Below are 22,501 nucleotides of genomic sequence, written 5' to 3'. Positions count from 1 at the left end.
GCAGAGTTCGTGAGGGTCTTGTCAGCCGCTACGGAATCCGAATTCGGCGTCAGGGGTCCGGTCACAGCATGTCGGTGCCCCGCGCGATAATGAGCGCATGCACATAGTGGTGGCTCCCGCGGAAACCGGGGCCGGAGGCTGGACCCTGCAGGTGGTCACGGCCAACGGTCAACGGGCGGGGCAGCCACTCACGGTCACGGACCAGGAATTCCCGGGCGTCGTTGCCAAGCGAGAGGCCGCCGCGCTGGAAGCGGACGTGCAGCCGCCGGTCTGGACCTGGATGGATACGTCCGTACCGGCCGCACTGCTCTGCGAAGCTGACGTGTGGGCCACCAAGTGCCGGGACCTGGGGCTCTGCGCGACCATCCTGGCCACCGCGTCCACCGCCCCCGGATCCGGTGCCCCGAACACCGACTCCGGCGAGCCCCAGCCCATGCACTACATCCCGGTGATCAACCCGGCGGATCCTCGTCATGTTCCCGGGCCGCGCCCGCGACCGGTGGATGACTCGCAATCGTCCCTGTTCGCCATGGCCACGGACCGTGGCCCCGGCCTCGACGAGTTGGTCGCGGAGCTGGCCGAACAGATCCGCGCCGTGAGCACCGCTCGCAACCCCAAACGGTTGGATACGCTGCTGAGCCTCGAATCCCAGGGCGCACTGGTCGCGGCCACCATGCGACATCAGGGGATGCCGTGGAACCCGGACATCCACGAGCAGATCCTCGTTGCCGCCATGGGTTCGCGCCCCAAGGAGGGTGAGCGTCCCGCCCGCATGCAAGAACTGGCCGAAGACATCCGCCGGGTTCTGGCCGCCCCCAGGCTGAATCCCGATTCCCCGAATGAGCTCCTCAAGGCCCTGCGCACCGCGGGCGTTGACGTTGAATCCACCCGCGCCTGGGTGCTCAAGGACTGGACAATGGTCGCGGGCCAACCCGATCCGCACCGGGTCGAACTCGTGGGCCCGGTGCTCGAATACAAGAAACTGTCCCGGATTTTCTCCGCGACCGGCTGGCACTGGCTCGACACCTGGGTCGACAACGGCCGTTTCCACCCCGAGTACGTGGTGGGCGGTGTGGTCACCGGCCGCTGGGCCGCTCGCGGCGGCGGAGCACTGCAGATCCCCAAGTTCATTCGTGACGCCGTCCGGGCCGATCCCGGCCGCACCTTGGTCGTCGCGGACGCCGCTCAATTGGAGCCTCGCGTGCTCGCCATCCTGGCCCGCGACGATGCGCTGGCCCAGGCCTCACGGGACCGGGACCTCTACGAGTCCATTGCCCAACAGGGCCGGGAACGGGGATCGGAGTTGAAGGAAAGGCCTCACGCCAAGGTCGCGCTACTGGGCGCCATGTACGGCGCTACTCAGGGGGCGGCGGGCCGGTTCATGCCGCACCTCACCCGCATGTTCCCCCGGGCCGTGGGATATGTGGAACACGCCGCTCGTGTAGGCGAACGGGGAGAGCAGGTCTGTACCTATCTCGGGCGCTGGTCGCCCTTGCCGGATCCGGAGTGGTTCGAGATTCAGCGCGCCACGGACACCGCCGCCGGCGAGCGCCGCGCGGCCCAAGCGGCACGGACCCACGGGCGGTTCTCCCGCAACTTTGTGGTGCAGGGGTCGGCCGCGGAGTGGGCTCTGGCCTGGCTGGGTCACATCCGGCAAGGGCTGCACCGTCAAGGATTGGACGCCCACCTGGTCTTTTTCCTGCATGACGAGGTCATGGTGCATTGCACCCAGGAACAGTCCGAGCACGTCAAGCGGGTAGTCCTGGATGCCGCCGAGCAGGCGGTGCGTACCGTGTTCGGCCGGGTGCCGGTCGAGGTTCCGGTGGCGACCAGCGTGGTCACCAGCTACGCGGACGCCAAGTAGGACGCCAAGTAAACCGTCCCCCGGCAAGCCGACTCCGCGCAGTGGGTCATCACATGGGCGCCGGGCGTTCGTCGTTGTGGTCCCATTCGACCGACCAATCCAGCCATTCCAGGATGCGATCAATCACGATGCCCGTGAATCCCCACACGGTAACGGTTTCCCCGGTCTCGTTCACGCGAACGTCGAACGCCGGTGACTTGTAGGTCTGGTTCCCGCGGGTCACGGTCGCGTAGTAACGGTGGGCCGGGTTGATCAGATCAAGCACGGGAACCCGGAAAACGAGGGAGGACTCCGCGTGATCGACCACGTCCACCTCGGACTGGCTCTGCCACCACCCGATGACCGGGGTGACCATGTGATTGCTGATCGGCAGCGGCACGGGGTTGAGGGTTCCGAGCACTTCCACGCCCTGGGGATCCAGCCCGGTTTCCTCGTGGGCCTCGCGCAGCGCACCGCGCACGTGCGGTGCGCTCACCTCACCGCCGGGCACGGTCATGACTTCGCCGACGTCACCGTCGGGCGGGTCCAACCGGCCGCCCGGGAAAGCTACCTGCCCGGGGTGTGAGCGGAGGGTGGCCGAGCGCTGCACGAGCAGCACGTCCAGGTCCCGGCCGGGGCCTTCACCGTGCTCGTGGTATCGGGAGGGAATCTCGTCCAGAGCACCGAACAGGATCAACACCGCGGATTGCCGGTAGTCGTCGGTGAGCTTTCCGATCCGCCAGGGCTCGCGGTCCTCCATGTACACCGTGTGCCCCTCTTGGGCCAGCGTCAACAACTGCTCGCGAGCATCCACGGAGCCGGGCGAGGTGGGTTTCATGGTTATCCTTTCGCGGTTCACGCGCTGAGCATGTGCCCCTGGGCCCGCAGCTCGCGTCGCGTGGCCCCGTTCATGTACCGGTCCAGCAGTTGCTCACGGCCGGGTTTCAATTCGTAGGCCAGCAGCTTGCGCGCCACCTGCGGGTCCGTGGGTCCTGCACCGTACGAGGGGCACAGGTCCGCGATCGGGCACACTCCGCACGCCGGTTTCCGGGAGTGACAGATGCGCCGCCCGTGATAGATCAGCTGATGAGACAGTTCGGTCCACACAGTGGCCGGGAACAGGGCGGTGACATCTCTTTCGACCTTGACCGGGTCCTCCTGGGTGCTCCAGCCGAGTCTGCGCGCAAGGCGCCCGAAGTGCGTGTCAACGGTGACACCGGGTACCCCGAACGCGTTGCCCAGCACCACGTTGGCGGTCTTGCGCCCCACGCCCGGCAGCGTGACCAGGTCCTTGAGTTTCCCGGGCACCGCGCCGTCGTATTCGTCCACCACCCGGTTGGCAAGTGCTTGGATGGACCGCGCCTTGGAGCGGTAGAAGCCCAGTGGCCGCACGATCTCCTGCACCGATTCGGACTCGGCCTCGGCCAGCTCTCGGGGTCCGGGGTAGGTCGCAAACAGGATGGGCGTCACCGAGTTCACGCGCACGTCGGTGGTCTGCGCGGACAGCACCGTGGCCACGAGAAGTTGCCAGGCGTCGTCAAAATCCAGTTCGGCCACCGCGTACGGGTAGGTTTCGGCGAGAATCCGCCGGATTTTCCGTGCACGGCGGGTCACGGACAACGGGCTTTCCTCCCCCGCCCGACGACGCCGCGCGGCCGCCTTGGCCGCCTCATCCGGGGACACGTAACGGATGTGCTCGGCGGCTGCGGGGTTGTCCATAGTCTCGATCATGCTGGGCCGGGCACCCCGGGTCAAACCCGTTCGGCGACCCCGGGGGGTCACACGATGACTTGATATTTCGCGCCCGCGATTCGGTTGGATGTGGCACCGAAATGTCTACTACGCTGGACTTAAATGTGAACTGCGCCACGCAGGGAGTACTTGCGCGGCCAATGGCCATGAAGCAACACACTAAGGAGCGCCATGTCTCAGGACTCGAACTCAACAAAGCAGCGCACGTACGCGCCCAGTCAGGAATTTGCCTCGCAGGCCAACGCCACCGCGGACCTGTACACGCAGGCCGAGGAGCAGGGTGAGGAGTTCTGGGCGAACCAGGCCCGCGATCTGTTGAGCTGGTCCACCCCGTTCAACTCCGTCCTGGACTGGTCCAACCCGCCGTTCGCCAAGTGGTTCGAGGACGGCAAACTCAACGCGGCGTACAACGCCGTGGACCGTCATGTGGAGGCCGGCAACGGTGACCGCGTGGCGTTGCACTTCGAGGGTGAGCCCGGGGACAGCAAGTCCTACACCTATTCGGAACTCAAGGATGAGGTGTCCAAGGCCGCGAATGCCATGGAGTCCCTGGGGGTGTCCAAGGGCGACCGCGTGGCCGTGTACATGCCCATGATCGCCGAGGCCGTGATCACCATGCTGGCCTGCGCCCGCATCGGAGCAATCCATTCCGTGGTCTTCGGCGGTTTCTCCGCGGACGCGCTGCGTTCGCGCATTGACGACGGCGAGGCCAAGCTCGTGGTCACCGCGGACGGTTCCTACCGGCGCGGCAAGCCCACCCAGCTCAAACCCGCCGTGGACGAGGCCCTGTCCAAGGGCGGCAAGAGCGTCAAGCACGTGCTGGTGGTCAAGCGCAACGGCAGCGATGTCCCCTTCGAGAACGGTCGCGACGTGTGGTGGCACGAAGCTCTCGAGGCCGCGAGCACGGAACACACCCCGTCCGAACAGGGCGCCGAGGATCCCCTGTTCATCCTTTACACCTCCGGCACCACCGGTAAGCCCAAGGGCATCCTGCACACCACCGGTGGCTACCTCACGCAGGCCGCGTACACCCACAAGAACGTGTTCGACCTCAAGCCCGAAACGGACGTCTACTGGTGCACCGCTGACGTCGGATGGGTCACCGGACACACCTACATCGCTTACGGCCCGCTGCTCAACGGCGCGACCCAGGTGATTTACGAGGGCACCCCGGACTCCCCGCACCGCGGCCGGTTCTGGGAGATCGTGCAGAAGTACGGCGTGACCATCCTGTACACCTCCCCCACCGCCATTCGCACCATGATGAAGTGGGGCGAGGAGATTCCCGCCGAGTTCGACCTGAGCTCGCTGCGCTTGTTGGGCACCGTCGGCGAGGCCATCAACCCGGAGGCCTGGACCTGGTTCCGCAAGTACATCGGCGCCGAGAAGTGCCCCATCGTGGACACCTGGTGGCAGACCGAGACCGGCGCCATCATGATCTCCCCGCTCCCGGGCGTCACCGAGACCAAGCCGGGTTCCGCGCAGATCCCGCTGCCCGGTATCGCCGTGGACGTCGTGGACGACGCCGGTACGTCCCTGCCGAACGAGACCGACGGCTTCCTGGTGGTCCGCAAACCATGGCCGTCCATGCTGCGCACCATCTGGGGCGACGACGATCGATTCGTCAACACCTACTGGGCCCAGTTCGGCGACAAGTACTTCGCCGGTGACGGCGCCAAGCGCGATGCGGACGGGGATGTCTGGATCCTGGGCCGCGTGGACGATGTGATGAACGTGTCCGGCCACCGCCTGTCCACCCCGGAAATCGAGTCCGCACTGGTTTCGCACCCGTCCGTGGCGGAGGCCGCGGTGGTCGGGGCCGCGGATGAAACCACCGGCCAGGCCGTGTTCGCGTTCGTGATCCTCTCCGATCACGCGACCACCGAGGCTCGGGATGAAACCGAGCTCTCCGAGGAGATCCGCGCGCACGTGGGCAAGGAGATCTCCCCGATCGCCAAACCCAAGAAGGTCCTGATCGTTCCGGAGCTGCCCAAGACCCGTTCCGGCAAGATCATGCGTCGTCTGCTCAAGGACGTCGCCGAGGATCGCCCCGTGGGCGATGTCTCCACCCTGGCGGATCAGACGGTCATGCAGCAGATCGTGGATTCGCTCGGCACCAAGTAGCCGGTCGCTCACGCCGACCGACGACGCCGCTCGGTGGCCTTTCGCTTGAATTGGCCACCGAGCGGCGTCGTCGTCGTGAAGTCGTGTTGAATGGAGCCATGAGCGAGCTCCCGATTTTCGTCCTGAACGGCCCCAATCTGAACACCCTCGGAACGCGCAAGCCCGAGATCTACGGGCACACCACGCTGAGCGATGTGGAGGCCAACGTGCGGGCGAAAGCCTCAGAATTCGGGTTGGACGTGGTGTTCGAACAATCCAACTACGAGGGCCAGATCGTCGAATGGATCCACCGGGCACGCACCGAGGCCTGCGGGATCGTGATCAACCCCGCGGCTCTGACCCACTATTCGATCGCCATCCACGACGCACTGGAGATGTGTGAAATCCCCATTGTGGAGGTCCACATCTCCAATGTGCACCGCCGGGAATCCTTCCGACACGTCTCGTACGTGTCCCCGCAGGCCACGGCCGTGATCGCCGGGGCCGGCGTGCTCGGCTACGAGCTGGGTGTTCAGGTCGTGGCCCACGAAATGGCGAAGTAGTCGGTCAGCGCCTCGCTCGTGACATCAGGAGAGCACGCATTCGCCGGTGGAAGCCGGCGCGGTTGACCCGCCGGTGGCTTCAAGGATGTCGGTGACCTGTTCCATGGGGATCGCGTAACCGGCTTCGCCCTCCACTGCCTTGGCGAAGATCACGCCCACCACGTTGCCGTTGGCGTCCAACATCGGTCCGCCGGAGTTGCCCTGTTCCACGCGACCGGCAATCTGGATGATGCTACGCGACAGGGTCTCGCCGGTGGTCACGTTCTGGACGGGCGCAACCGCTTCACCCTGGATCGTGGCCGGACGCACCGTGTACGGGCCGCCCAGGGGGTAGCCCGCGAACGAGACCTGCTGGCCGCGTGCCACGGAGTTACTCAACGACAAGGGGGCCTCCGGTAGATCCGGGGCGTAGAGCACGGCGAGGTCCGCGGCGTCGTCGTACTGGACGGCCTGAGCTTGGTAGACGCGACCGTCACGGGTCTGAACCACGGGCTGATCGACACCGGCCACCACGTGGGCGTTGGTGACAACCAGGCCGGAAGCGGCCACGAAACCGGAACCCGTCTGGTTCTGGGCGCACTGATCGGCGGTGCCGTAGACCTGCACGACCGACTGGCCCGCGGCTTCGACAGCGCTGGAATCCGAGGTCTGCTCGGGCTCGGGGGCATCCTCGACCGGGAACAGCAAGGAGTCGAGCTGACGGATCCCCTGTGACCCGCTGACCGTATCCCGGGTGTGGGTCATCGCCTCACGCACCGGTTCCGGGGTGTATTTTTCAATGGTGCGCAACACCGAGGAGCCCGCCACCTGTTGAGACAGCGAGGGGATACCCAACTGGCCCACCAAGGAACCGAGCAGAGCCAACACGATGGCCGCGACCACAACATTCAGGACCCCACCGCCAATGCGGTCCAACACCCCCAAACCGGTCTTTTCGGTCAGGCGTGCCAAGAAGTTTCCGACCACGCCACCCAGCAGCTGCCCGAGGACCAGTAAGCCCAACACGGTGACGAGCACAAACGGAATGCGCAGTTCGGAACCGACCTGCGCCGAGATCCACGGCCCCGCCCAGAACGCGGCCACCGCGCCGAGTACGAAACCCACCAGCGAGGCGAGGGAACGGAAGAAACCCCTGGACAGCCCAGCGATCAAGTATCCCACCAACACCATCACCAGGATGATGTCCAGCAGGTTGAGGGCCAGGTCCATGAACGTCCTTCTTCGTCGCGCCGCAGACCGCGGGCGGTCAACAAGTAGTTAGTGAGCTTAGGGGTCAGGTCTGAGAAAACAGTGAACTCGGACCGTGCGTTACGCTAATCACAGACCGACATAAAACCGTCATACGTTGCGTTCACACTCAGCGCAAGCGCTTGTCAGCCCCGTGAAGTGTGAAACTCGTTACGATGGTGACAAATAGCGCTCTCGATCGGCGCACCCCCAACTGTTGAGGAGAACCACCTTGGATACCGACGTCCTCCGCCGCGCCCCACTGTTTGCTTCACTGGACGATGAGGCTTTTGCCGCGCTGACCGAGGAGATCACCGAGGTTGACCTCTCCCGCGGCTCCGCCCTGTTCTACGAAGGCGACCCCGGGGATCAGCTGTACTTCATCGTGTCCGGCAAGATCAAGCTGGGCCGCACCGCCAGCGACGGCCGCGAGAACCTGGTGGCCATCATGGGCCCCGGTGAGATCTTCGGCGAAATGGCCCTGTTCGACCCGAGCCCCCGGTCGACCTCCGCCACCGCGGTGTCCGAGACCCGCCTGGCCGGCCTCAAGCATGAGAACCTGCGCAAGGTCATCACCCGCTCCCCCGAGGTCTCGGCCCAGTTGCTGCAGGCCCTGGCCCGCCGCCTGCGTCGCACCAATGAAAACCTGGCCGACCTGGTCTTCTCCGATGTTCCCGGCCGCGTGGCCAAGGCCCTGCTGGATCTCGCGGACCGCTTCGGCCGCCCCGCCACGGACGGCATCCTGGTGGCTCACGAGCTCACCCAGGAAGAGCTGGCCCAGCTCGTGGGCGCCTCCCGCGAAACCGTGAACAAGGCCCTGGCGGAGTTCGTGCAGCGCGGCTGGATCCGCCTGGAAGCTCGCGCCGTGGTCATCCTGGACCTGCAGCGCCTCAAGCAGCGTTCACGCTAAGACTCCGTGCCGGGGTCGCCTCTGACGCGCTGCCCCCACCGACGACGCCGCGGCACCCACTCGGGTGCCGCGGCGTTTCGTCTGCGGCCGTCCCGGTTCGTGAGACGGCCCGTGCGCGGTGGATTCGGTGCTGCCTGCCCACGGGAGGCGTCAGCGTGTGAGCATCGGTATCAGCTCTTGAGCACCAGAACCGGGTCTCCGTCACGAACCTCGAGGGACGGGGTCCGGACGGTCAGGTCCCGGCGTGCGCTGAGGAAAGCGATCGCGGAACCCGCCTGCGCAATGAGCTCCAAAATCACCTGGACACCGGGGTTGGCCACTTCACCCAGGTCAAATTCCTGGCGTGAGCCGTGGTGCCCCGCGAAGAGCGCTGACACCGGCGATTCGCCGGGATTCTCCAGCAGGGTACCCGCGTCCACCCATCCCAGCCAGGCACCCTGACCACGGGGTTTCAGGGGTGCGCAGCGCTGGCCCACGGGAAGCACCGCGGCGAAGTACCGCAGATCCACCCGCTGGTGCACGAAGTCCGAGGTCATCCACCGCGCGAGGGGTCTGAGTAGCTCTGAGCGAAAAACGAACAACCTGTTGGCGAGCACCTCGGCGAAGGAGATGTCCAGTGCGCAGAGCTGCTCACGGGCCAGCATCCAGTCCGCTCCGTCGACATTTTCCGCCACGATGTCCCCCTCGGAACCCGCGAAGAGCAACCCCGTTTCCACAAAGGCGCGGCGCGCCGCGGCCACGACCGCGCGACGTGACAGGCCGATGTCCTCGGAGCCGAGCCGTTTGGCCCACTCGGTGGGGCGGGGCCCGGACCACACCAGGGGCTCGTCGTCGCTGGGTTCCAGGAGACCGCCCGGGAAGGACAGCTGCCCCAATGAAGGCCGCTCCGGGCGGTGCAGCATGAGGGCCTCCACACCGCGCTCACCGTCGCGCACCACCACGACGGCGGCCGCGTGCCTGGGGGCCGAGCCGTGGATTCCCACGCCCCGGTCCAGCCAGGCCAACGCGGCCTTCCGGTGCGCCAGCGGAACGTGAAACAGCCGTTCAGAGGATCCGCGAGCGGCTGGGTCAGCTGAACTCGACAATCAGTTCGACCTCCACGGGCGAGTTCAACGGCAGCACGCTCACACCCACCGCCGACCGAGCGTGTCGACCTGCCTCGCCAAAGATGTCCCCCAGGAGGGTCGATGCGCCGTCGATGACTCCGGGCTGACCGTAGAAATCGGGGGCGGAGGCCACGAAACCGGTGACCTTCACCACCCGCACCACGCGGTCCAGGTCTCCGATCTGCGCCTTCACGGCGGCCACGGCGTTCAGTGCGCACCGTGCGGCCAATTCGTGGGCGCGCGCCGGGCTCACGTGATTCTCGCCCTCGGTCTCACTGACCACCCCGGTGGCGGGCAGAGCGCCGTCAATGAACGGCAACTGACCGGCTGTGTAGACGTACTTGCCGGAGACCACTGCCGGTGCGTATGCCGCGACGGGCGCGGCGACCTCGGGCAGGGTCAGACCCAGCTCCGCAATGCGGTCATCCAGTGAACTGCTCGTTGTCATGACGGGCCCTTTCGGTGCGGGTCGATCAGTTCTTGGGTCGTTTGAAATAGGCAATGGGATTGGTCTGGACCGGGGCATTGACGTTGGCGGCCGGCACATCCGCGGCCTGGGTGCCCGGCAGGACGGTCACCAGCTCCCAGCCGTCGTCACCCCAATTGTCGAGGATCTGCTTAGTAGCGTGAATCATGATCGGAACGGTTGCGTACTCCCAAGTGGTCATGGTCACCACCCTAGTGCCAGCCCGGGGCGGTGTCCCTTCACCGGTTGCTGATCACCCCCTGTGACTGTGCTCTCCGGTGCGCCCTTGCTTCCAGCCCTGGCTTGTACACTGGCGCAATGGCATCACGCAAGAACTCGGACTCCGAGCCCGCCTCGGTCTTCGGCAATGTTGTGGCTTTCCTCGCCACCGCAGTCGTCGCAGGCATCGTGGCGGCAGGGCTACTCGTACCCCCCGCAGCAGCAGCCGGCATGGCGGCCAACGCATCCATTGGTTGGTTCAAGTCCCTCCCCGATGAAATGGAGATGGGGCCGCTGTCCCGTTCCTCCACGGTGGTGGCTCGCGACGGAACCGAGATTGCTACCTTCTTCGCGCAGAACCGGGAACCGGTTGCGCTGGAGGACATGTCCGAGGACATGCAACACGCCATCCTGGCCATTGAGGACCGTGAGTTCTACGACCACGGTGGTGTCGACGCCGGCGGCATCGTTCGCGCCATGGGTAACAACATCTTGCGCCCCAGCGCCCGCCAGGGCGCCTCCACCATCACCCAGCAGTACGTGAACAATCTGTTGATCGACCAACAGGTGCGCGCCGGTGAACAGGCCAGCACCATTGGCTCGGACAAGGGCGTGGTGGACAAGATCAAGGAGATCAAGCTCGCGCTGTCCATGGAACAAGAAATGTCCAAGGACGAGATCCTGGAGGGCTACCTCAACATTGTGTTGTTCGGTGGCCAGAACTACGGGGTTGAAGCCGCCGCCCAGTACTTCTGGGGGATCCCCGCTTCGCAGCTGAACGTCCAGCAGTCCGCCACTTTGGCCGGCATGGTGCAGTCCCCCAACTACTACAACCCGCAGGTCAACCCGGAGGCCTCCGAGCAGCGCCGCAACCTGGTGTTGGACACCATGGTGCAGACCGGTGCCATCACGCAGCAGGAACATGATCAAGCTGTCGCGGCTCCTCTGGATCTGGACATTCACACCACCAACTCGGGGTGTTCCGCCGCGGCAACCGCTCCCTATTTCTGCGATTACGTGCAGAACGAGGTCCTGCAGTCCGAGGCCTTCGGTGCAACCCCCGATGAGCGTCTGGCCACCCTGCAGCGCGGCGGTCTGACCATTCACACCACTCTGGACATGGACGCTCAGCGTGTCGCGGAGCGCGAAGTCGAGAAGACCCAGCCGCGTGACAACAACCCCGACAACGTCTCCACCGCTCTGGTGTCCTTGGAACCCAAGAACGGCCACATCGCCGCCATGGCCCAGAACACTTCCTACTCCGGTGAAGAGGGTGCCTCGAACACCACCTACAACTTCAACGTGGACACCACCATGGGTGGTGCGGGTGGCTTCCAAGTGGGCTCCACCTACAAGCCGGTCACGCTGGCCCAGTGGATCAACGCCGGCAAGGGCGTGAAGGCGACCATTGACGCGCGTCGTACGAGTTACCCCGCCGACTTCAAGTGGACGGCGTCCTGCCTGCCCGGAGGGGTGAAGTACGAGCCCGGCGAGGACGGAAACGGCCTCTCGTTCCAGAACGCGACGCGTGGCTACGAGCGTCAAATGCAGGTGGACTACGGCCTGTACAACTCGATCAACTCCGCATTGTTCGCGATGGCCGCGGATCTCGACCTGTGCGACATCGGAGAAATGTCCGAGGATCTGGGCATCCACGACGGTAAGACCGGAGAACCGGTCGACACCACGATCTTGTCCTCCCTGCTGGGTGGCTCCGTGGACATCGCTCCCATGACCATGGCCCGCGCGTTCTCCGCCTTCGCCAACGACGGCGTGTTGTGCGAGGTGCGTTCCATGACCAAGGTCGAGGACTTCACCGGGAAAACCTACGAGATTCCCGCGGACAAGTGCGAACGTGCCATCAAGGAAGAAGTGGCCCAGGGCGTGAACTACACCCTGGAGCAAGTCCTGACTCGCGGTTCCGGCTATCAGCGTGACATCGGCCTGTCCGGGGCCTCCGCGGCCAAGACCGGCACGACCGACAATTCCACCCAGACGTGGATGATGGGTTACACCAAGGGCCTGTCCACTGCGTCCTGGGTCGGTAACTACGAGCTCGGTTCGCGGTCATTGAACGGCCTGTCGATCGGTGGCCGAACGGGAGGCACCGGCACCGACTGGGTCGACGGTTCCACGTACGCCGGTGAACAGTGGCAGAACTTCATGAACGAGGTGGCCCGCGATTACGACACGTCCCAGTTCTCGGATCCGCCGTCCAGCGTGCTCTCCACCAATAAATGAGTCCCGTGAGTAACGGTGCCCGCGCAGCCGCGGTACTGACCGCAGGGCTAGCAGCTGCGGGCGCGGGCACCGCCGCGTGGGCGGTGTTCGGTGAACGGCATCGGTTCCAGCTGCGGCAGGAGACGGTGCGGATTCTGCCCGCCGGCTCCAGGCCGCTGCGCATCCTGCACCTTTCGGACCTGCACACGGTCCCCGGCCAAGAAGCCAAGAAGCGCTTTGTCCAGTCACTGGCGGCGTTGCGGCCGGATCTGGTGATCGACACCGGTGACAATCTCTCGCATCTGCGAGCGCTGCCGTACCTGCTGGACATCCTGGATCCCTTGTTCGAGTTCCCGGGCGTGTACGTGCCGGGCTCCAACTGCTACTTTGCGCCCCAGCCCAAGAATCCCCTCCGGTACCTGTGGCGGACCACGGCCAGCGAAGATCCGGTGGACAACACGCGGCTGCCCACCGAGGACATGCACCGCGCGTTCGACGCCGCCGGGTGGACGGGCCTGATCAATCGCCACGATCGCCTGCGCGTACGAGACACCGTGCTCGATTTCTCGGGCGTGGACGATCCGCACCTTGCGTATGACCGTCACCCCGGCTTTCCGAAGACACCTTCCGGTGACGACGCCGCCGCCCTCCGCATCGGTGTGGCGCACGCCCCGTACCTGCGGACCCTGGACCGATTCGTCGAGGACGGCGCGGATCTCATTTTCGCGGGTCACACCCATGGCGGTCAGGTTTGTCTTCCCGGCGGTCGTGCCCTGGTGAGCAACTGCGATCTGGATCCCGCCATCTGCAAGGGCCTGATCCATCACCAAGGTGTTCCGGTGAATATCTCTCAGGGGCTCGGGGAATCCCGTTTCGCCCCCGTGCGCCTGTTCTGCCCGCCCCAGGCGGTTCTGCTCACGCTCACGGACTGAGCGACACCGCCTCGCGCTTGTCGGCCTGTGGTCTTACCATGGGTGTTAGCACCCTCACACCCCGCAGGAGCATCGCATGAGCGCACCCGTCCAGGAACAGTCCATCACCGCCACCGAGCGATTCGTGGCGCAGGTACGCGAGGCGTGCGGTGCGAGCGCGATTGCCGAAAGTGAGCTGGAACGACGAGTTCTGGCCCACGATGCGTCCCACTACCTGCTGCAACCCCAAGCCGTGGTGCGCCCTCGAGATGCTGCGCACGTGGGCCATGTCTTTGCCGCTGCGGCCCGGCACGGAGTGGACCTCACATTGCGGTCGGGTGGTACGTCGCTGTCCGGGCAGGCCGTCACCGATCAGGTTCTGGTGGACACCCGCCGGCACTTCCGCGACGTCGAAGTGCTGGACGGCGGCGCCAGGGTCCGCGTTCAGCCCGGGGTCACCATTCGGCAGGTCAACGCCCGCCTGGCACCCCACGGGTACAAGCTGGGCCCGGATCCGGCCAGTGAGGCCGCATGCACCGTGGGTGGAGTGGTGGCCAACAACTCCTCGGGTATGGCGTGCGGCACCGAGTTCAACACCTACCGCACCCTTGAAGCCATGACGGTGGTGCTGCCCTCCGGAACGGTGCTCAACACCGCCGATGCGGACGCGGGCGCCCAGTTGCGCGCCGCCGAACCCGAACTCCACGAGGGACTGCTCCTGTTACGGCAACGCGTCATGGCGAACCCCGAGTCGGTGCGCACCATTGAGCGTTTGTTCGCCATGAAGAACACCATGGGTTACGGGCTCAACGCGTTCGTCGACTTCGAGGAACCCGTGCGGATCCTCGAGCACCTCATGATCGGCTCGGAGGGCACGCTGGGTTTTGTGGCCCAGGCGGTGTTCCGCACCGTCCCCATTCATCCGTTCGTGGCCACCGGCCTGCTCGTGTTCCCCACGGTGGTGGCGGCCACCAGCTCCGTGCCGCAACTGGTGGACGCCCACTCCGCCACGGTCGAGTTGCTGGACGCTACCTCGTTGAAGGTCTCCCAGCGCACCGGTCAGGCTCCCCCGGTGATCATGAACATTGCCGTGGACCAGCAGGCCGCGTTGCTGGTCGAGTACCAGGCGGATTCGCACGCCGAGGTACGGGACCAGGCCGGCGCGGCGTCGTCGTTGTTCGCGGACCTGGGGCTCGAGACCCCCGCGCAGCTGACCACCGACCCCGGGGAACGCGCGAGCCTGTGGACCGTGCGCAAGGGCCTGTACACGACCGTGGCGGGCAACCGACCGACCGGTTCCAACGCGCTGCTCGAGGACATCGTGGTGCCGGTGTCGCAGCTGGGCGGGACGTGCGAGGAACTGACCGCGCTGTTCGACGCGCACGGCTACGAGGATTCCGTGATCTTCGGGCACGCCAAGGACGGCAACGTGCACTTCATGCTCAACGAGCAGTTCACGGACCCTCAGCAGCTCAAGCGCTACGAACGGTTCACCGAGGACATGGTGGATCTGGTCCTTGATCGCGGCGGCGCGTTGAAGGCCGAGCACGGAACCGGGCGCATCATGGCGCCGTTCGTGCGGCGGCAGTACGGCGACGAACTCTACGAAGTGATGCTCGAGCTCAAACACCTGATCGATCCGGAGTACCGCTTCAACCCGGGCGTGATCCTCACCAATGACCCCACCGCGTATCTGCGCGACCTCAAGACGGCGCCCACCGTGGAGGAAGAGGTCGACCGCTGCGTGGAGTGCGGTTATTGCGAGCCCGTGTGCCCCTCGCAGAACCTCACGCTGACCCCGCGGCAGCGGATTGCGGGTCGCCGCGAGATCGCGGAGGCGGAGCACGCCGGGCACCGGGCGTTGGCCGCGCGGCTGTCCCGCGAATACGACTACGCCGGCCTGGACACGTGCGCCGTGGACGGCATGTGCGTGACCGCCTGCCCCGTACACATCAACACGGGAGACCTGGTCCGTCGGTTGCGCGCGGAGAATCACTCCAAGGTGGCGGATGCCCTCTGGGCGGGTCTGGCGCGGTCCTGGTCCGTGACGGCCCCCGGTGCCGCCTTCGCGTTGTCCGTGGCCAACCGGCTGCCCGCGGTGCTGCCGGTCAGTGCGACCGCGGTGGCCCGGGCGGCCCTGGGCGCGGACAACGTTCCGCAGTACAAGCCCCAGCTCCCGGCGGGTGGCCGTTCACGGGATTTCTTGACGACGTCGCCCGCGAATGTTTCCGCCGAACAAGCCCGTGCCGTGTTCTTCCCCGCGTGCATCGGGACCATGTTCGGAACGGTCGAGGGTGCCGGCCCCTCCGTCTCGGAGGCTTTCCTCAAGCTGTGCCGGCGGGCCGGAGTGGGCGTGAGCATTCCCCAGGGCATCACGGCCACGTGTTGCGGCACTCCGTGGAAGTCCAAGGGCCTACCCACCGGCTACAAGACCATGTCCCACCGCACGTTGGAGACGCTGTGGGAGGCTTCCGATCACGGCCGGCTGCCGATCGTGTGCGACGCGTCCTCGTGCACCGAAGGGCTGGAAACCATGCAGCAGTTGGCTCAGGAGACCGAGAAGTACGCGCCGTTGCGCTTTGTGGACGCCGTGGAATTCGTCTCGGAGCACGTGCTGGATCGGCTCACGGTGTCCGACCCGGTGCGCTCGATGGCCGTGCACCCCACCTGTTCCTCTGTGCAATTGGGCATCAACGATCACCTCATGCGCCTCGCCGGCGCGGCCGCTGAACGGGCCACGGTCCCCTTCGCCTGGGGTTGCTGCGGGTACGCCGGTGACCGTGGAATGCTGCACCCGGAACTCACCGCGGCCGCCACGGCCCCGGAGGCCGCGGAGGTCAACGCCACCCACTACGACGCCTATGTCTCCCTCAACCGCACGTGCGAACAGGGCATGACCGAAGCCACCGGCAAGGCCTACGAGCACGTGTTGCAGGTACTCGAGCGCGCGAGCAGGTGACGGGAGGCCGGGACGGTGCAGAGCGGCGTCGTCAGATTTCATGGCGCGGGTGCGCCACGGCTCGGGAGGCTGCCCGCGCCACGGGGACGGTCGAGACAAGGCATACGACCACACCGAAGGCCAAGCATGCAATGAAACCCCTGACCGGGCCGATCCCGAAGACCTCCCCCACGAACGGGCCCAGAACCGCAAGGACGAACGGCACCGCAAAACCGGTGTAGGTCAGGGTGTAGAAGACGCCGATGAGCGCCCCCAGTTCATGTGGTTCGGCGATGATCTCCACCTCCCGCAGACCGGAAACCATCATGATGCCGTAGCTGCACCCCAGGATGATGGCGGCGGGAACCACCAGAAGTGCGCTGCCCAGCTCGACGGCGATGCCGCCGACCAGCAAACCCACGCTCGCGGCACCCAGGCCGACGACCGACAACGGCAACCAGCCGCGCGAGGCGAGTTGCGCGGCGACCGGCTGGATGAAGACACCCGAAAACATGCCCACACCGGAGATGAGACCGAGGTAAGCGATCGGATACGCGACGTTGTCCGTCACGAAACCCGGGATGCTCGTGAACGCGACCGTGGCCGTGCCGAAGACCCACGGGGCCCACGCGGCGACCGCCCAGAAGAACCGGCCCGTGAGCGCGATCCGCGGAACCAACGGGGGCCGTGTGACGCGCCCCGCCGCGGGGAACTGGGTTTCGGGGACACCCCACACCAGCGGGACGGTCACGAGGACCAGTGCAATGTGCAGCAAATACGGCGTGACCTGCGGGGCGGGCACGAACTGGGCGAATTGCGCGGCGATCAAGGGCCCTCCGCCGAAGCCCGCGGACAGCACGATCGTGGCACGCCGCGGGCCCGCAGACGGCCGGTCGACGGACAGTTGTTTGATCCACGCAGACCCCGAGGACATGGCCATGCCCACCCCGAAGCCCATGATCCACCGGCCCACGTACAGTACCCATTCGGGGGCCTCACTACCTGCCGCGAGGATGCCCGAGGCCACAGCGACAAGGATCAGCGCCGGCCGAACGACTGCGCGGCGCCCGTAGTGGTCGGAGATGGGACCGAAAATCAGCAGCGCGGGCACCAGCCCCGCGGCGTAAATACCGAACATCGCGGTCACGGAAGCTTCGGAGATGCCGTCCTGATCGCGGTAAACCTTGAGCATGGGCGCGAACAGGTTGGTGCCGAACCCCACCGCGAACATCGCGAGCCCCACGCGGATCCAGGTGCGAGAAGTGATGGCGCTGTCCCGGGACGGGGAGTTCGTGTCACCGGTGGCGGGCCGCGCAGTCATATAGGGGACCTTACCCGTGCTGCTCGACACCGTGGTCAGTGAGTCGCCCACGATGATCCAGCGCACCGATCCTTGGATTTCACAATCCCACTTGTGGCCCGCTATGCTGAAGCAGTTGTTTGCGGGTACGCCTGCCAACATCGGGATGTGGCGCAGCTTGGTAGCGCGCGTCGTTCGGGACGACGAGGTCGCAGGTTCAAATCCTGTCATCCCGACCAAATCTCCCCTTGCCATCACTGATCGTGACGGCAAGGGGATTTTTCATTGCCCCGGTTCGCGACCCAGATGACTTAATAAGTCCTTAGCCCACAATTAATTTCGCGTTCGGATTGAATTTTGCATTCGCACACGCGTACTGTGAATTCTGGGAACACAGCCATCTAGAGAGCTGTGAAGCATTATTTCATCGGGCGTTCATCCGGCGGGGGCCGAGAACGTGTTCCGATTTCATTGGGGGAACATCTTGGGGTCCATAAAGTCCTTGGTTCATGACGCCTACAGTCGGCGCCGAACCGCAATCATCCTGACCGCGCTACTGCTGACAGCCCTCATTCCGGGCATCGTGGATGGCCTGACTCGACCCGGCCTGACGGTATTGACCGTGGGGGGAGGCGTCCTGGTGCTTCTCACCGTCGCCTTGCTGGCACGGGACAGCACGCCGAGCCTTCCGGTTGGCGAGAGCAACTCATCCGTGAGTAACCGTGGCGGCATCAACTTGATGCTTTACCTGTCGCCGGTGATTTTTCTGAACATCGTCTTCCCGCTCGTGAGTCCTCACATGGCCGCGGCCACGGTGGGCGGTGTGCAACTCACCTACGTGGTGCTGGCATCCTCGATCACGGTGCCCTGGTTGGCCCAGGCTGCGTGCATGCCGGCATACCGTGCGATCGGCGGCCTCATGGCGGAGCGGGATATGCAGAAAATCACCCGCCGCTTCTGCGAGGTCTGGCCGGCCATGTTCACGCAAACCGTTCCTCTGGTGGCCGTGTTCGCACTCCCGCTGTGGCTGGCCACCGGGTGGTCCCTCCAGGCGATGGGCGCCTACCTGGCGTTGTGCGCCGCGCACGTGCTGTTCGTCCAGTCCCTGGTGCTGGCCAACGTCGGTGAGCGTCGCGGGTTGTGGGCCGTTGCCTGGGCCGCCTATGCGCTTTCGCTCGCGGTGGCCCCCACTCTGTGGATCTTGCCCCCGCTCCTGGCCGCGACCACTCAGATCGCCGCCATGGGCCGCAGCCTGACCCACGTCAAGACGTTCGAACGCCTCGGGCGCCGTAACTTCGCGGTGGACGTCGTACGGGGCCTGCTGCTCGGTTCCGTCCTGTGGGCGGACAAGTTCGTGCTGTTCCTCGTCACGGACGGAACGTTCCAGGTGGTCGTGGTCTTCATGGCCATGCTCCCCGCTGTGCTCGCCTACAACTTCTACTTCGTGAATCTCGCTCCGCACGTCGATCAGGCAGTGACCCGCCTTCATAAGGCCATCGAGCACGAGCCCCTTCCCGAAATGGCGTCCCGCTCCACCGTGCTCAGCTACATCGTGGATCGCTCGGTGCTGCGGACCGGTGCGGTGGGCATGGTACTGACGCTGGCGGCGTCGTTGTTGTTGGGCGGTTTGCAGCCCGAGAACGCCCTGTTGGCCGTGACCGTCTCCGTGGCCTCGTGGACCTTCATGATGCTCACGCTCCTCAGCTATGAGCTGGACTACATCGGCGAGAAGATCACCGCGCAGGTACTCGGCGCAGTGCACCTGGTGGCCGCCGGACTCGCCTTCACCGTGCTAGGCACCACAGGAGCGTACGCGCTGCTCCTGCTGGTCGACTTCGCCCTGGTCGTCGGGGCATGGGCCCTCTACAAGCGGCACTGGGCCAAGCCCGAGTACACGCTGTTCTGGCGTCACGCCACTTCCTGGTAGCCACACCCACCACCGCGTCCGATGCGTGCCCGCTCACTTCAGGCAGCACGGAGACGCCGCCCCGCCCGGGGTTCGACCGGGCCCACCGACGCGCTCTAGAGGAGCCTCTTCATGTACCCCTTTGTTCGTTCCCACGGTAAACACCGCGCCGCCAACCCTGCCTGCGATCTTGTGCCCGCGCAGGAACAGGCACAAAAGCACTACGAGGATGTGGACGTGGCCATCGTCATGGAATCCACATATCCGTACCTGAAGGGCGGCGTCTCGGCTGTCGTTCACGACATCGTGACGGGCAACCCCGACCTGAGCTACGGCATCATCCACATCGCCTGGGATGCCAGCCAGCCCATGGAAGACCTGTACGGCATGCCGGAGAACGTGAAGTGGGTGCGCGTGATCTTCCTCAGCATGCAGGAGCACCGCCACGATTTCATGGCTGTGCGCCCCAAGGACCTGAACATGAACTCCGCTGAGCGCACGCGGCTGTCGAATCGCCTCTTCGACGCTCTGTCCGCGCTCTCCGAGCACCGGGACACCGAGCCACTGTGGGAGCTGATCGACGAGGGCTTCAATGAGCGCACGCGTGAATACCCGCTGTGGGCGGTCCTCGGTTCGCAAGAGTTCATGCACGCGTTGACCGAGCGGATGCCGCAGCTCGGTATGTCGTTGTCCGAATCGTTCTGGACCCTGCGCGGTTTCTTCTCGCTGGCTCACGCGGTTCTCGGGGAAACCATGCCCCGCGCCCGCGTTTACCACGCGCACACCACCGGCTACGCCGCCCTGCTGGGTGCGGCCGCCGCACGCGACCACGGGACGTCCTTCCTGTTGACCGAGCACAACCTGTACGTGCGGGACACCGTCAACACGCTGCTGGACCGCAACATGGCGTTGTCGGTCACCTCCAACGATTACCGCACCTTCGATGTCCCCCCGGAGCACCGCGCCTGGATGGCCTGGTGGATCGAGATGGGTCACTTCTGCTATCCCAGCGCTGAGGTGGTCACCTACCTCTACCCCACCGCGATCACCGAGGCCGCCGAGCTGGGCGCGGACATCAACAAGTCCGTGGTCCTGCCCAACGGCATGGTCATCGAGGAATTCGAGGAGAAGTACCACAAGCGCCAGGATGCGGTGGAACGGATTGCGGCGAACCCTGGCGAGCACACATGGAAGCTCGTGTACATCGCCCGCGTGGTGCCCATCAAGGGGCTCATGGACCTGCTGTCGAGCATGGATCTGCTGCGCAAGGCCGGGTTCCCCAACCTGCACCTGGATGTCCTGGGCCCCACTGAGCACGTGCCCGAATACTACGAGGCATGCCTGGCCAAGATCGACAGCTTGGGTTTGCACGACATGGTGACCATTCACGGCACTGTGAACGTACGGGATATGCTCGACCAGTTCGATCTGCTGGTGCTGCCCAGCTACAACGAAGGTCAGCCCATCGTGGTTCTGGAGGCTATGGCCGCGGGCATTCCCACCGTGGGATCGGACGTGGGCGGCATGAGCCAACTGGTGGCGGACGACCTGGACACCAACGACGGTCGGACGTGGGGTGCGTGCGGCGAGCTGCTGTCCCCCGGCGATGTGGAGACCATGGCCCAGCGGATCCAGGCCGTGATCGGCGATGTGGACCGTTACCGTTCCTACTGCGGCAACGCCCGCGGGCGCGTGGAGGATTTCTTCCAGCTCCACGAGGTCATGTCCTCCTACAACAAGCTCTACCGGATGCTCGGGAACATGGGCGAGGAGCGCAACTTCGAATACGCAGCCGGGCAGTCGCTCATGGCCAGCGCCCATGTTTCCGGGCGCGCTTCGTGAGTGAAGTGACCGGGGTAGCCGACATCAACACCGCTGCCGCCGTCCCCGGAACGGGCGGGGTAGGCGCATGGATCCGCTACGGCTGGCCCATCAGCGCGGAACAGATCGACTTCGCGGCCGAACACTACCGCGCGGCCATTCTGCAGCCGTGGGAGCTGGAGGCGGCCGCGGAACTGAAGCGCCGCCGCCCGGACATGACCGTGCTCTGTTACAAGTGCCTGTCCTCAACCCGCAGCTACGAGCCCGGCCCGCTGTACAGCTCGGGGGTTTCCTACTCCGAGGCCCCGGATGATTGGTTCGCCCAGCGGCTTAACGGTGAACGGATCCAATGGGCCCGCTACGAGGGGCACTGGCAAATGACCGTGTGGTCCCCCGAGTACCGGAACCGCTGGGTTCGCAACGTCGTCGCCGAGCTGACCGATTCGCCCTTCGACGGCGTCATGGCCGACAACGACGTGTTCGACGACTACTACGGCCTGGACCTGCCCATCCGTGATGCCCGATCCATGACCGATTTCCGTGACGGCGTAGGAGAACTGGTACACACGGCTGGGCGGGCACTGAACGACGTCGGCAAAATCCTGGTGCCGAACATCGCCGAATCGCGGCGCGAACCCGGGCGCTGGGCACGTCACGCCGCCTACGGCGGCGGCTTCGAGGAGGTGTGGCTGGGATTCAGCCCCGTTGATCTCTTCGACCCGGAGACCACCGAGTCGCAGCTCCCCCAAGCCGACGGGCCCGGCCTGAGCATCCTGCGCGTTCCCACCGACGGCAACGACGAGCACCCCAATTTCGAGTACGGTCTGGCCGCGTTCTGGATCTTCGGCGCAGGTCGCGGCGCCTATTCCGCCACCGGCCACGACGACTACAGCCGCACTCAGCACGTCGCCCAGCTCGACTGGGACCTGGGCGAGCCGCTGGATGAACCAGTGCGGCGCGGCCACACCTGGTGGCGCGAATTCACGCACGGCTGGGCCGCGGTGAACTTCAATTCCGACCGCCGACGACGCCGCCGCGTGCGGGTACCCCGCGGCATGGTCGATGTGCAGGGTGATCCGGTCGGGCCCCGTCTGGTTCTTCATCCCCGCCGCGGTGTGGTGTTGCGGCGGGGGTGAGGACCAGGGACGGTCCTCCCGAACGGCATGTGATGGAATCAACCCATGACTGATCAGCAACGCCGACGTCCGTTCGCCCA

Annotated in this window: 17 protein-coding genes and 1 tRNA gene; 11 read left to right on the top strand and 7 right to left on the bottom strand. The window is 65.6% G+C overall.

All coding sequences use genetic code 11. The annotated features are described in order from the left end of the window. Nucleotides 1–97: 97 nt before the first annotated feature. Nucleotides 98–1,864: a bifunctional 3'-5' exonuclease/DNA polymerase gene (locus tag Q4E95_RS01825; protein WP_303381673.1), complete on the top strand. Its 1,767-nt coding sequence runs from the start codon at nt 98–100 to the stop codon at nt 1,862–1,864. A 49-nt stretch (nt 1,865–1,913) separates the two neighbouring features. Here Q4E95_RS01825 and Q4E95_RS01820 read toward each other — a convergent pair whose 3' ends face one another. Together Q4E95_RS01820 and nth are read right to left on the bottom strand one after the other, a co-directional pair. Continuing rightward, nucleotides 1,914–2,681 carry a CoA pyrophosphatase gene (locus Q4E95_RS01820; RefSeq protein ID WP_303381672.1) on the bottom strand — a complete coding sequence of 256 codons (768 nt, stop codon included), beginning with the start codon at nt 2,679–2,681 and terminating at the stop codon, nt 1,914–1,916. A gap of 17 nt (nt 2,682–2,698) precedes the next feature. Continuing rightward, a complete protein-coding gene (gene nth / locus Q4E95_RS01815) occupies nt 2,699–3,562 on the bottom strand; it encodes an endonuclease III (protein ID WP_303381693.1) in 864 nt (287 codons plus the stop codon). Nucleotides 3,563–3,766: 204 nt separating this feature from the next. Between nth and acs the strand changes: the two genes are divergently transcribed. Together acs and aroQ are read left to right on the top strand one after the other, a co-directional pair. Next, nucleotides 3,767–5,719 (top strand): acetate--CoA ligase, encoded by a 1,953-nt coding sequence (gene acs, locus Q4E95_RS01810; RefSeq protein ID WP_303381671.1) that lies wholly within the window; start codon nt 3,767–3,769, stop codon nt 5,717–5,719. A gap of 98 nt (nt 5,720–5,817) precedes the next feature. Next, nucleotides 5,818–6,261 (top strand): type II 3-dehydroquinate dehydratase, encoded by a 444-nt coding sequence (gene aroQ / locus Q4E95_RS01805; protein WP_303381670.1) that lies wholly within the window; start codon nt 5,818–5,820, stop codon nt 6,259–6,261. A 24-nt stretch (nt 6,262–6,285) separates the two neighbouring features. Here the strand turns inward: aroQ and Q4E95_RS01800 are convergent, their stop codons facing one another. Then, nucleotides 6,286–7,470 (bottom strand): MarP family serine protease, encoded by a 1,185-nt coding sequence (locus Q4E95_RS01800; RefSeq protein ID WP_303381669.1) that lies wholly within the window; start codon nt 7,468–7,470, stop codon nt 6,286–6,288. A gap of 250 nt (nt 7,471–7,720) precedes the next feature. Here Q4E95_RS01800 and Q4E95_RS01795 point away from each other — a divergent pair, with 250 nt between their 5' ends. Continuing rightward, nucleotides 7,721–8,398 carry a Crp/Fnr family transcriptional regulator gene (locus Q4E95_RS01795; RefSeq protein WP_190781206.1) on the top strand — a complete coding sequence of 226 codons (678 nt, stop codon included), beginning with the start codon at nt 7,721–7,723 and terminating at the stop codon, nt 8,396–8,398. Nucleotides 8,399–8,568: 170 nt separating this feature from the next. Here Q4E95_RS01795 and Q4E95_RS01790 read toward each other — a convergent pair whose 3' ends face one another. From Q4E95_RS01790 to Q4E95_RS01780, 3 genes are read right to left on the bottom strand one after another with little or no spacing between them, the layout of a single operon-like run. Beyond that, nucleotides 8,569–9,483, bottom strand: coding sequence for an NUDIX hydrolase (locus Q4E95_RS01790; RefSeq protein ID WP_303381668.1), 915 nt, complete (start codon nt 9,481–9,483; stop codon nt 8,569–8,571). Beyond that, nucleotides 9,467–9,952: a RidA family protein gene (locus Q4E95_RS01785; RefSeq protein ID WP_303381667.1), complete on the bottom strand. Its 486-nt coding sequence runs from the start codon at nt 9,950–9,952 to the stop codon at nt 9,467–9,469. Before Q4E95_RS01785 ends, Q4E95_RS01790 begins: the two co-directional genes overlap by 17 nt. A 25-nt stretch (nt 9,953–9,977) precedes the next feature. Continuing rightward, a complete protein-coding gene (locus Q4E95_RS01780; RefSeq protein WP_303381666.1) occupies nt 9,978–10,172 on the bottom strand; it encodes a hypothetical protein in 195 nt (64 codons plus the stop codon). Between the two features lie 116 nt (nt 10,173–10,288). Here Q4E95_RS01780 and Q4E95_RS01775 point away from each other — a divergent pair, with 116 nt between their 5' ends. The 3 genes from Q4E95_RS01775 (at nt 10,289) to Q4E95_RS01765 (ending at nt 16,279) form a co-directional block, all read left to right on the top strand. Then, nucleotides 10,289–12,430 (top strand): transglycosylase domain-containing protein, encoded by a 2,142-nt coding sequence (locus Q4E95_RS01775; RefSeq protein ID WP_303381665.1) that lies wholly within the window; start codon nt 10,289–10,291, stop codon nt 12,428–12,430. Further along, nucleotides 12,427–13,341 (top strand): metallophosphoesterase, encoded by a 915-nt coding sequence (locus Q4E95_RS01770; protein WP_303381664.1) that lies wholly within the window; start codon nt 12,427–12,429, stop codon nt 13,339–13,341. The genes Q4E95_RS01775 and Q4E95_RS01770 overlap by 4 nt, the downstream gene beginning before the upstream one ends. Nucleotides 13,342–13,417: 76 nt before the next feature. After that, complete coding sequence (locus Q4E95_RS01765; RefSeq protein WP_303381663.1) at nt 13,418–16,279, top strand: FAD-binding and (Fe-S)-binding domain-containing protein; 2,862 nt, start codon at nt 13,418–13,420, stop codon at nt 16,277–16,279. 31 nt (nt 16,280–16,310) lie between these two features. Here the strand turns inward: Q4E95_RS01765 and Q4E95_RS01760 are convergent, their stop codons facing one another. Beyond that, nucleotides 16,311–17,579: an MFS transporter gene (locus Q4E95_RS01760; RefSeq protein WP_303381662.1), complete on the bottom strand. Its 1,269-nt coding sequence runs from the start codon at nt 17,577–17,579 to the stop codon at nt 16,311–16,313. Between the two features lie 141 nt (nt 17,580–17,720). Here Q4E95_RS01760 and Q4E95_RS01755 point away from each other — a divergent pair. The 4 genes from Q4E95_RS01755 to Q4E95_RS01740 all read left to right on the top strand — a co-directional run bounded on the left by Q4E95_RS01755 (nt 17,721) and on the right by Q4E95_RS01740 (nt 22,421). Beyond that, a tRNA-Pro gene (locus Q4E95_RS01755) sits at nt 17,721–17,797 on the top strand. 245 nt (nt 17,798–18,042) lie between these two features. Beyond that, nucleotides 18,043–19,485, top strand: a complete 1,443-nt coding sequence (locus tag Q4E95_RS01750) for a hypothetical protein (RefSeq protein WP_303381661.1) — start codon at nt 18,043–18,045, stop codon at nt 19,483–19,485. A 111-nt stretch (nt 19,486–19,596) separates the two neighbouring features. Next, nucleotides 19,597–21,306 carry a GT4 family glycosyltransferase PelF gene (pelF, locus tag Q4E95_RS01745; RefSeq protein WP_303381660.1) on the top strand — a complete coding sequence of 570 codons (1,710 nt, stop codon included), beginning with the start codon at nt 19,597–19,599 and terminating at the stop codon, nt 21,304–21,306. Further along, nucleotides 21,303–22,421, top strand: a complete 1,119-nt coding sequence (locus Q4E95_RS01740; RefSeq protein ID WP_303381659.1) for a putative glycoside hydrolase — start codon at nt 21,303–21,305, stop codon at nt 22,419–22,421. The genes pelF and Q4E95_RS01740 overlap by 4 nt, the downstream gene beginning before the upstream one ends. Nucleotides 22,422–22,501: the final 80 nt, after the last annotated feature.

It is taken from the genome of Kocuria sp., assembly GCF_030536815.1.
Lineage (GTDB): Bacteria > Actinomycetota > Actinomycetes > Actinomycetales > Micrococcaceae > Kocuria > Kocuria gwangalliensis.
The sequence above is the reverse complement of the archived record's forward strand: the minus strand, read 5'-3'. Positions and strand labels throughout refer to the sequence as shown.

What these genes read in the sequence shown, in the direction of transcription:
- Q4E95_RS01825 (WP_303381673.1), top strand. Translation starts at nt 98, where the DNA reads ATGCACATAGTGGTGGCTCCCGCGGAAACCGGGGCCGGAGGCTGGACC.
- Q4E95_RS01820 (WP_303381672.1), bottom strand. Translation starts at nt 2,681, where the DNA reads ATGAAACCCACCTCGCCCGGCTCCGTGGATGCTCGCGAGCAGTTGTTG.
- nth (WP_303381693.1), bottom strand. Translation starts at nt 3,562, where the DNA reads ATGGACAACCCCGCAGCCGCCGAGCACATCCGTTACGTGTCCCCGGAT.
- acs (WP_303381671.1), top strand. Translation starts at nt 3,767, where the DNA reads ATGTCTCAGGACTCGAACTCAACAAAGCAGCGCACGTACGCGCCCAGT.
- aroQ (WP_303381670.1), top strand. Translation starts at nt 5,818, where the DNA reads ATGAGCGAGCTCCCGATTTTCGTCCTGAACGGCCCCAATCTGAACACC.
- Q4E95_RS01800 (WP_303381669.1), bottom strand. Translation starts at nt 7,470, where the DNA reads ATGGACCTGGCCCTCAACCTGCTGGACATCATCCTGGTGATGGTGTTG.
- Q4E95_RS01785 (WP_303381667.1), bottom strand. Translation starts at nt 9,952, where the DNA reads ATGACAACGAGCAGTTCACTGGATGACCGCATTGCGGAGCTGGGTCTG.
- Q4E95_RS01780 (WP_303381666.1), bottom strand. Translation starts at nt 10,172, where the DNA reads ATGACCACTTGGGAGTACGCAACCGTTCCGATCATGATTCACGCTACT.
- Q4E95_RS01775 (WP_303381665.1), top strand. Translation starts at nt 10,289, where the DNA reads ATGGCATCACGCAAGAACTCGGACTCCGAGCCCGCCTCGGTCTTCGGC.
- Q4E95_RS01770 (WP_303381664.1), top strand. Translation starts at nt 12,427, where the DNA reads ATGAGTCCCGTGAGTAACGGTGCCCGCGCAGCCGCGGTACTGACCGCA.
- Q4E95_RS01765 (WP_303381663.1), top strand. Translation starts at nt 13,418, where the DNA reads ATGAGCGCACCCGTCCAGGAACAGTCCATCACCGCCACCGAGCGATTC.
- Q4E95_RS01760 (WP_303381662.1), bottom strand. Translation starts at nt 17,579, where the DNA reads ATGACTGCGCGGCCCGCCACCGGTGACACGAACTCCCCGTCCCGGGAC.
- pelF (WP_303381660.1), top strand. Translation starts at nt 19,597, where the DNA reads ATGTACCCCTTTGTTCGTTCCCACGGTAAACACCGCGCCGCCAACCCT.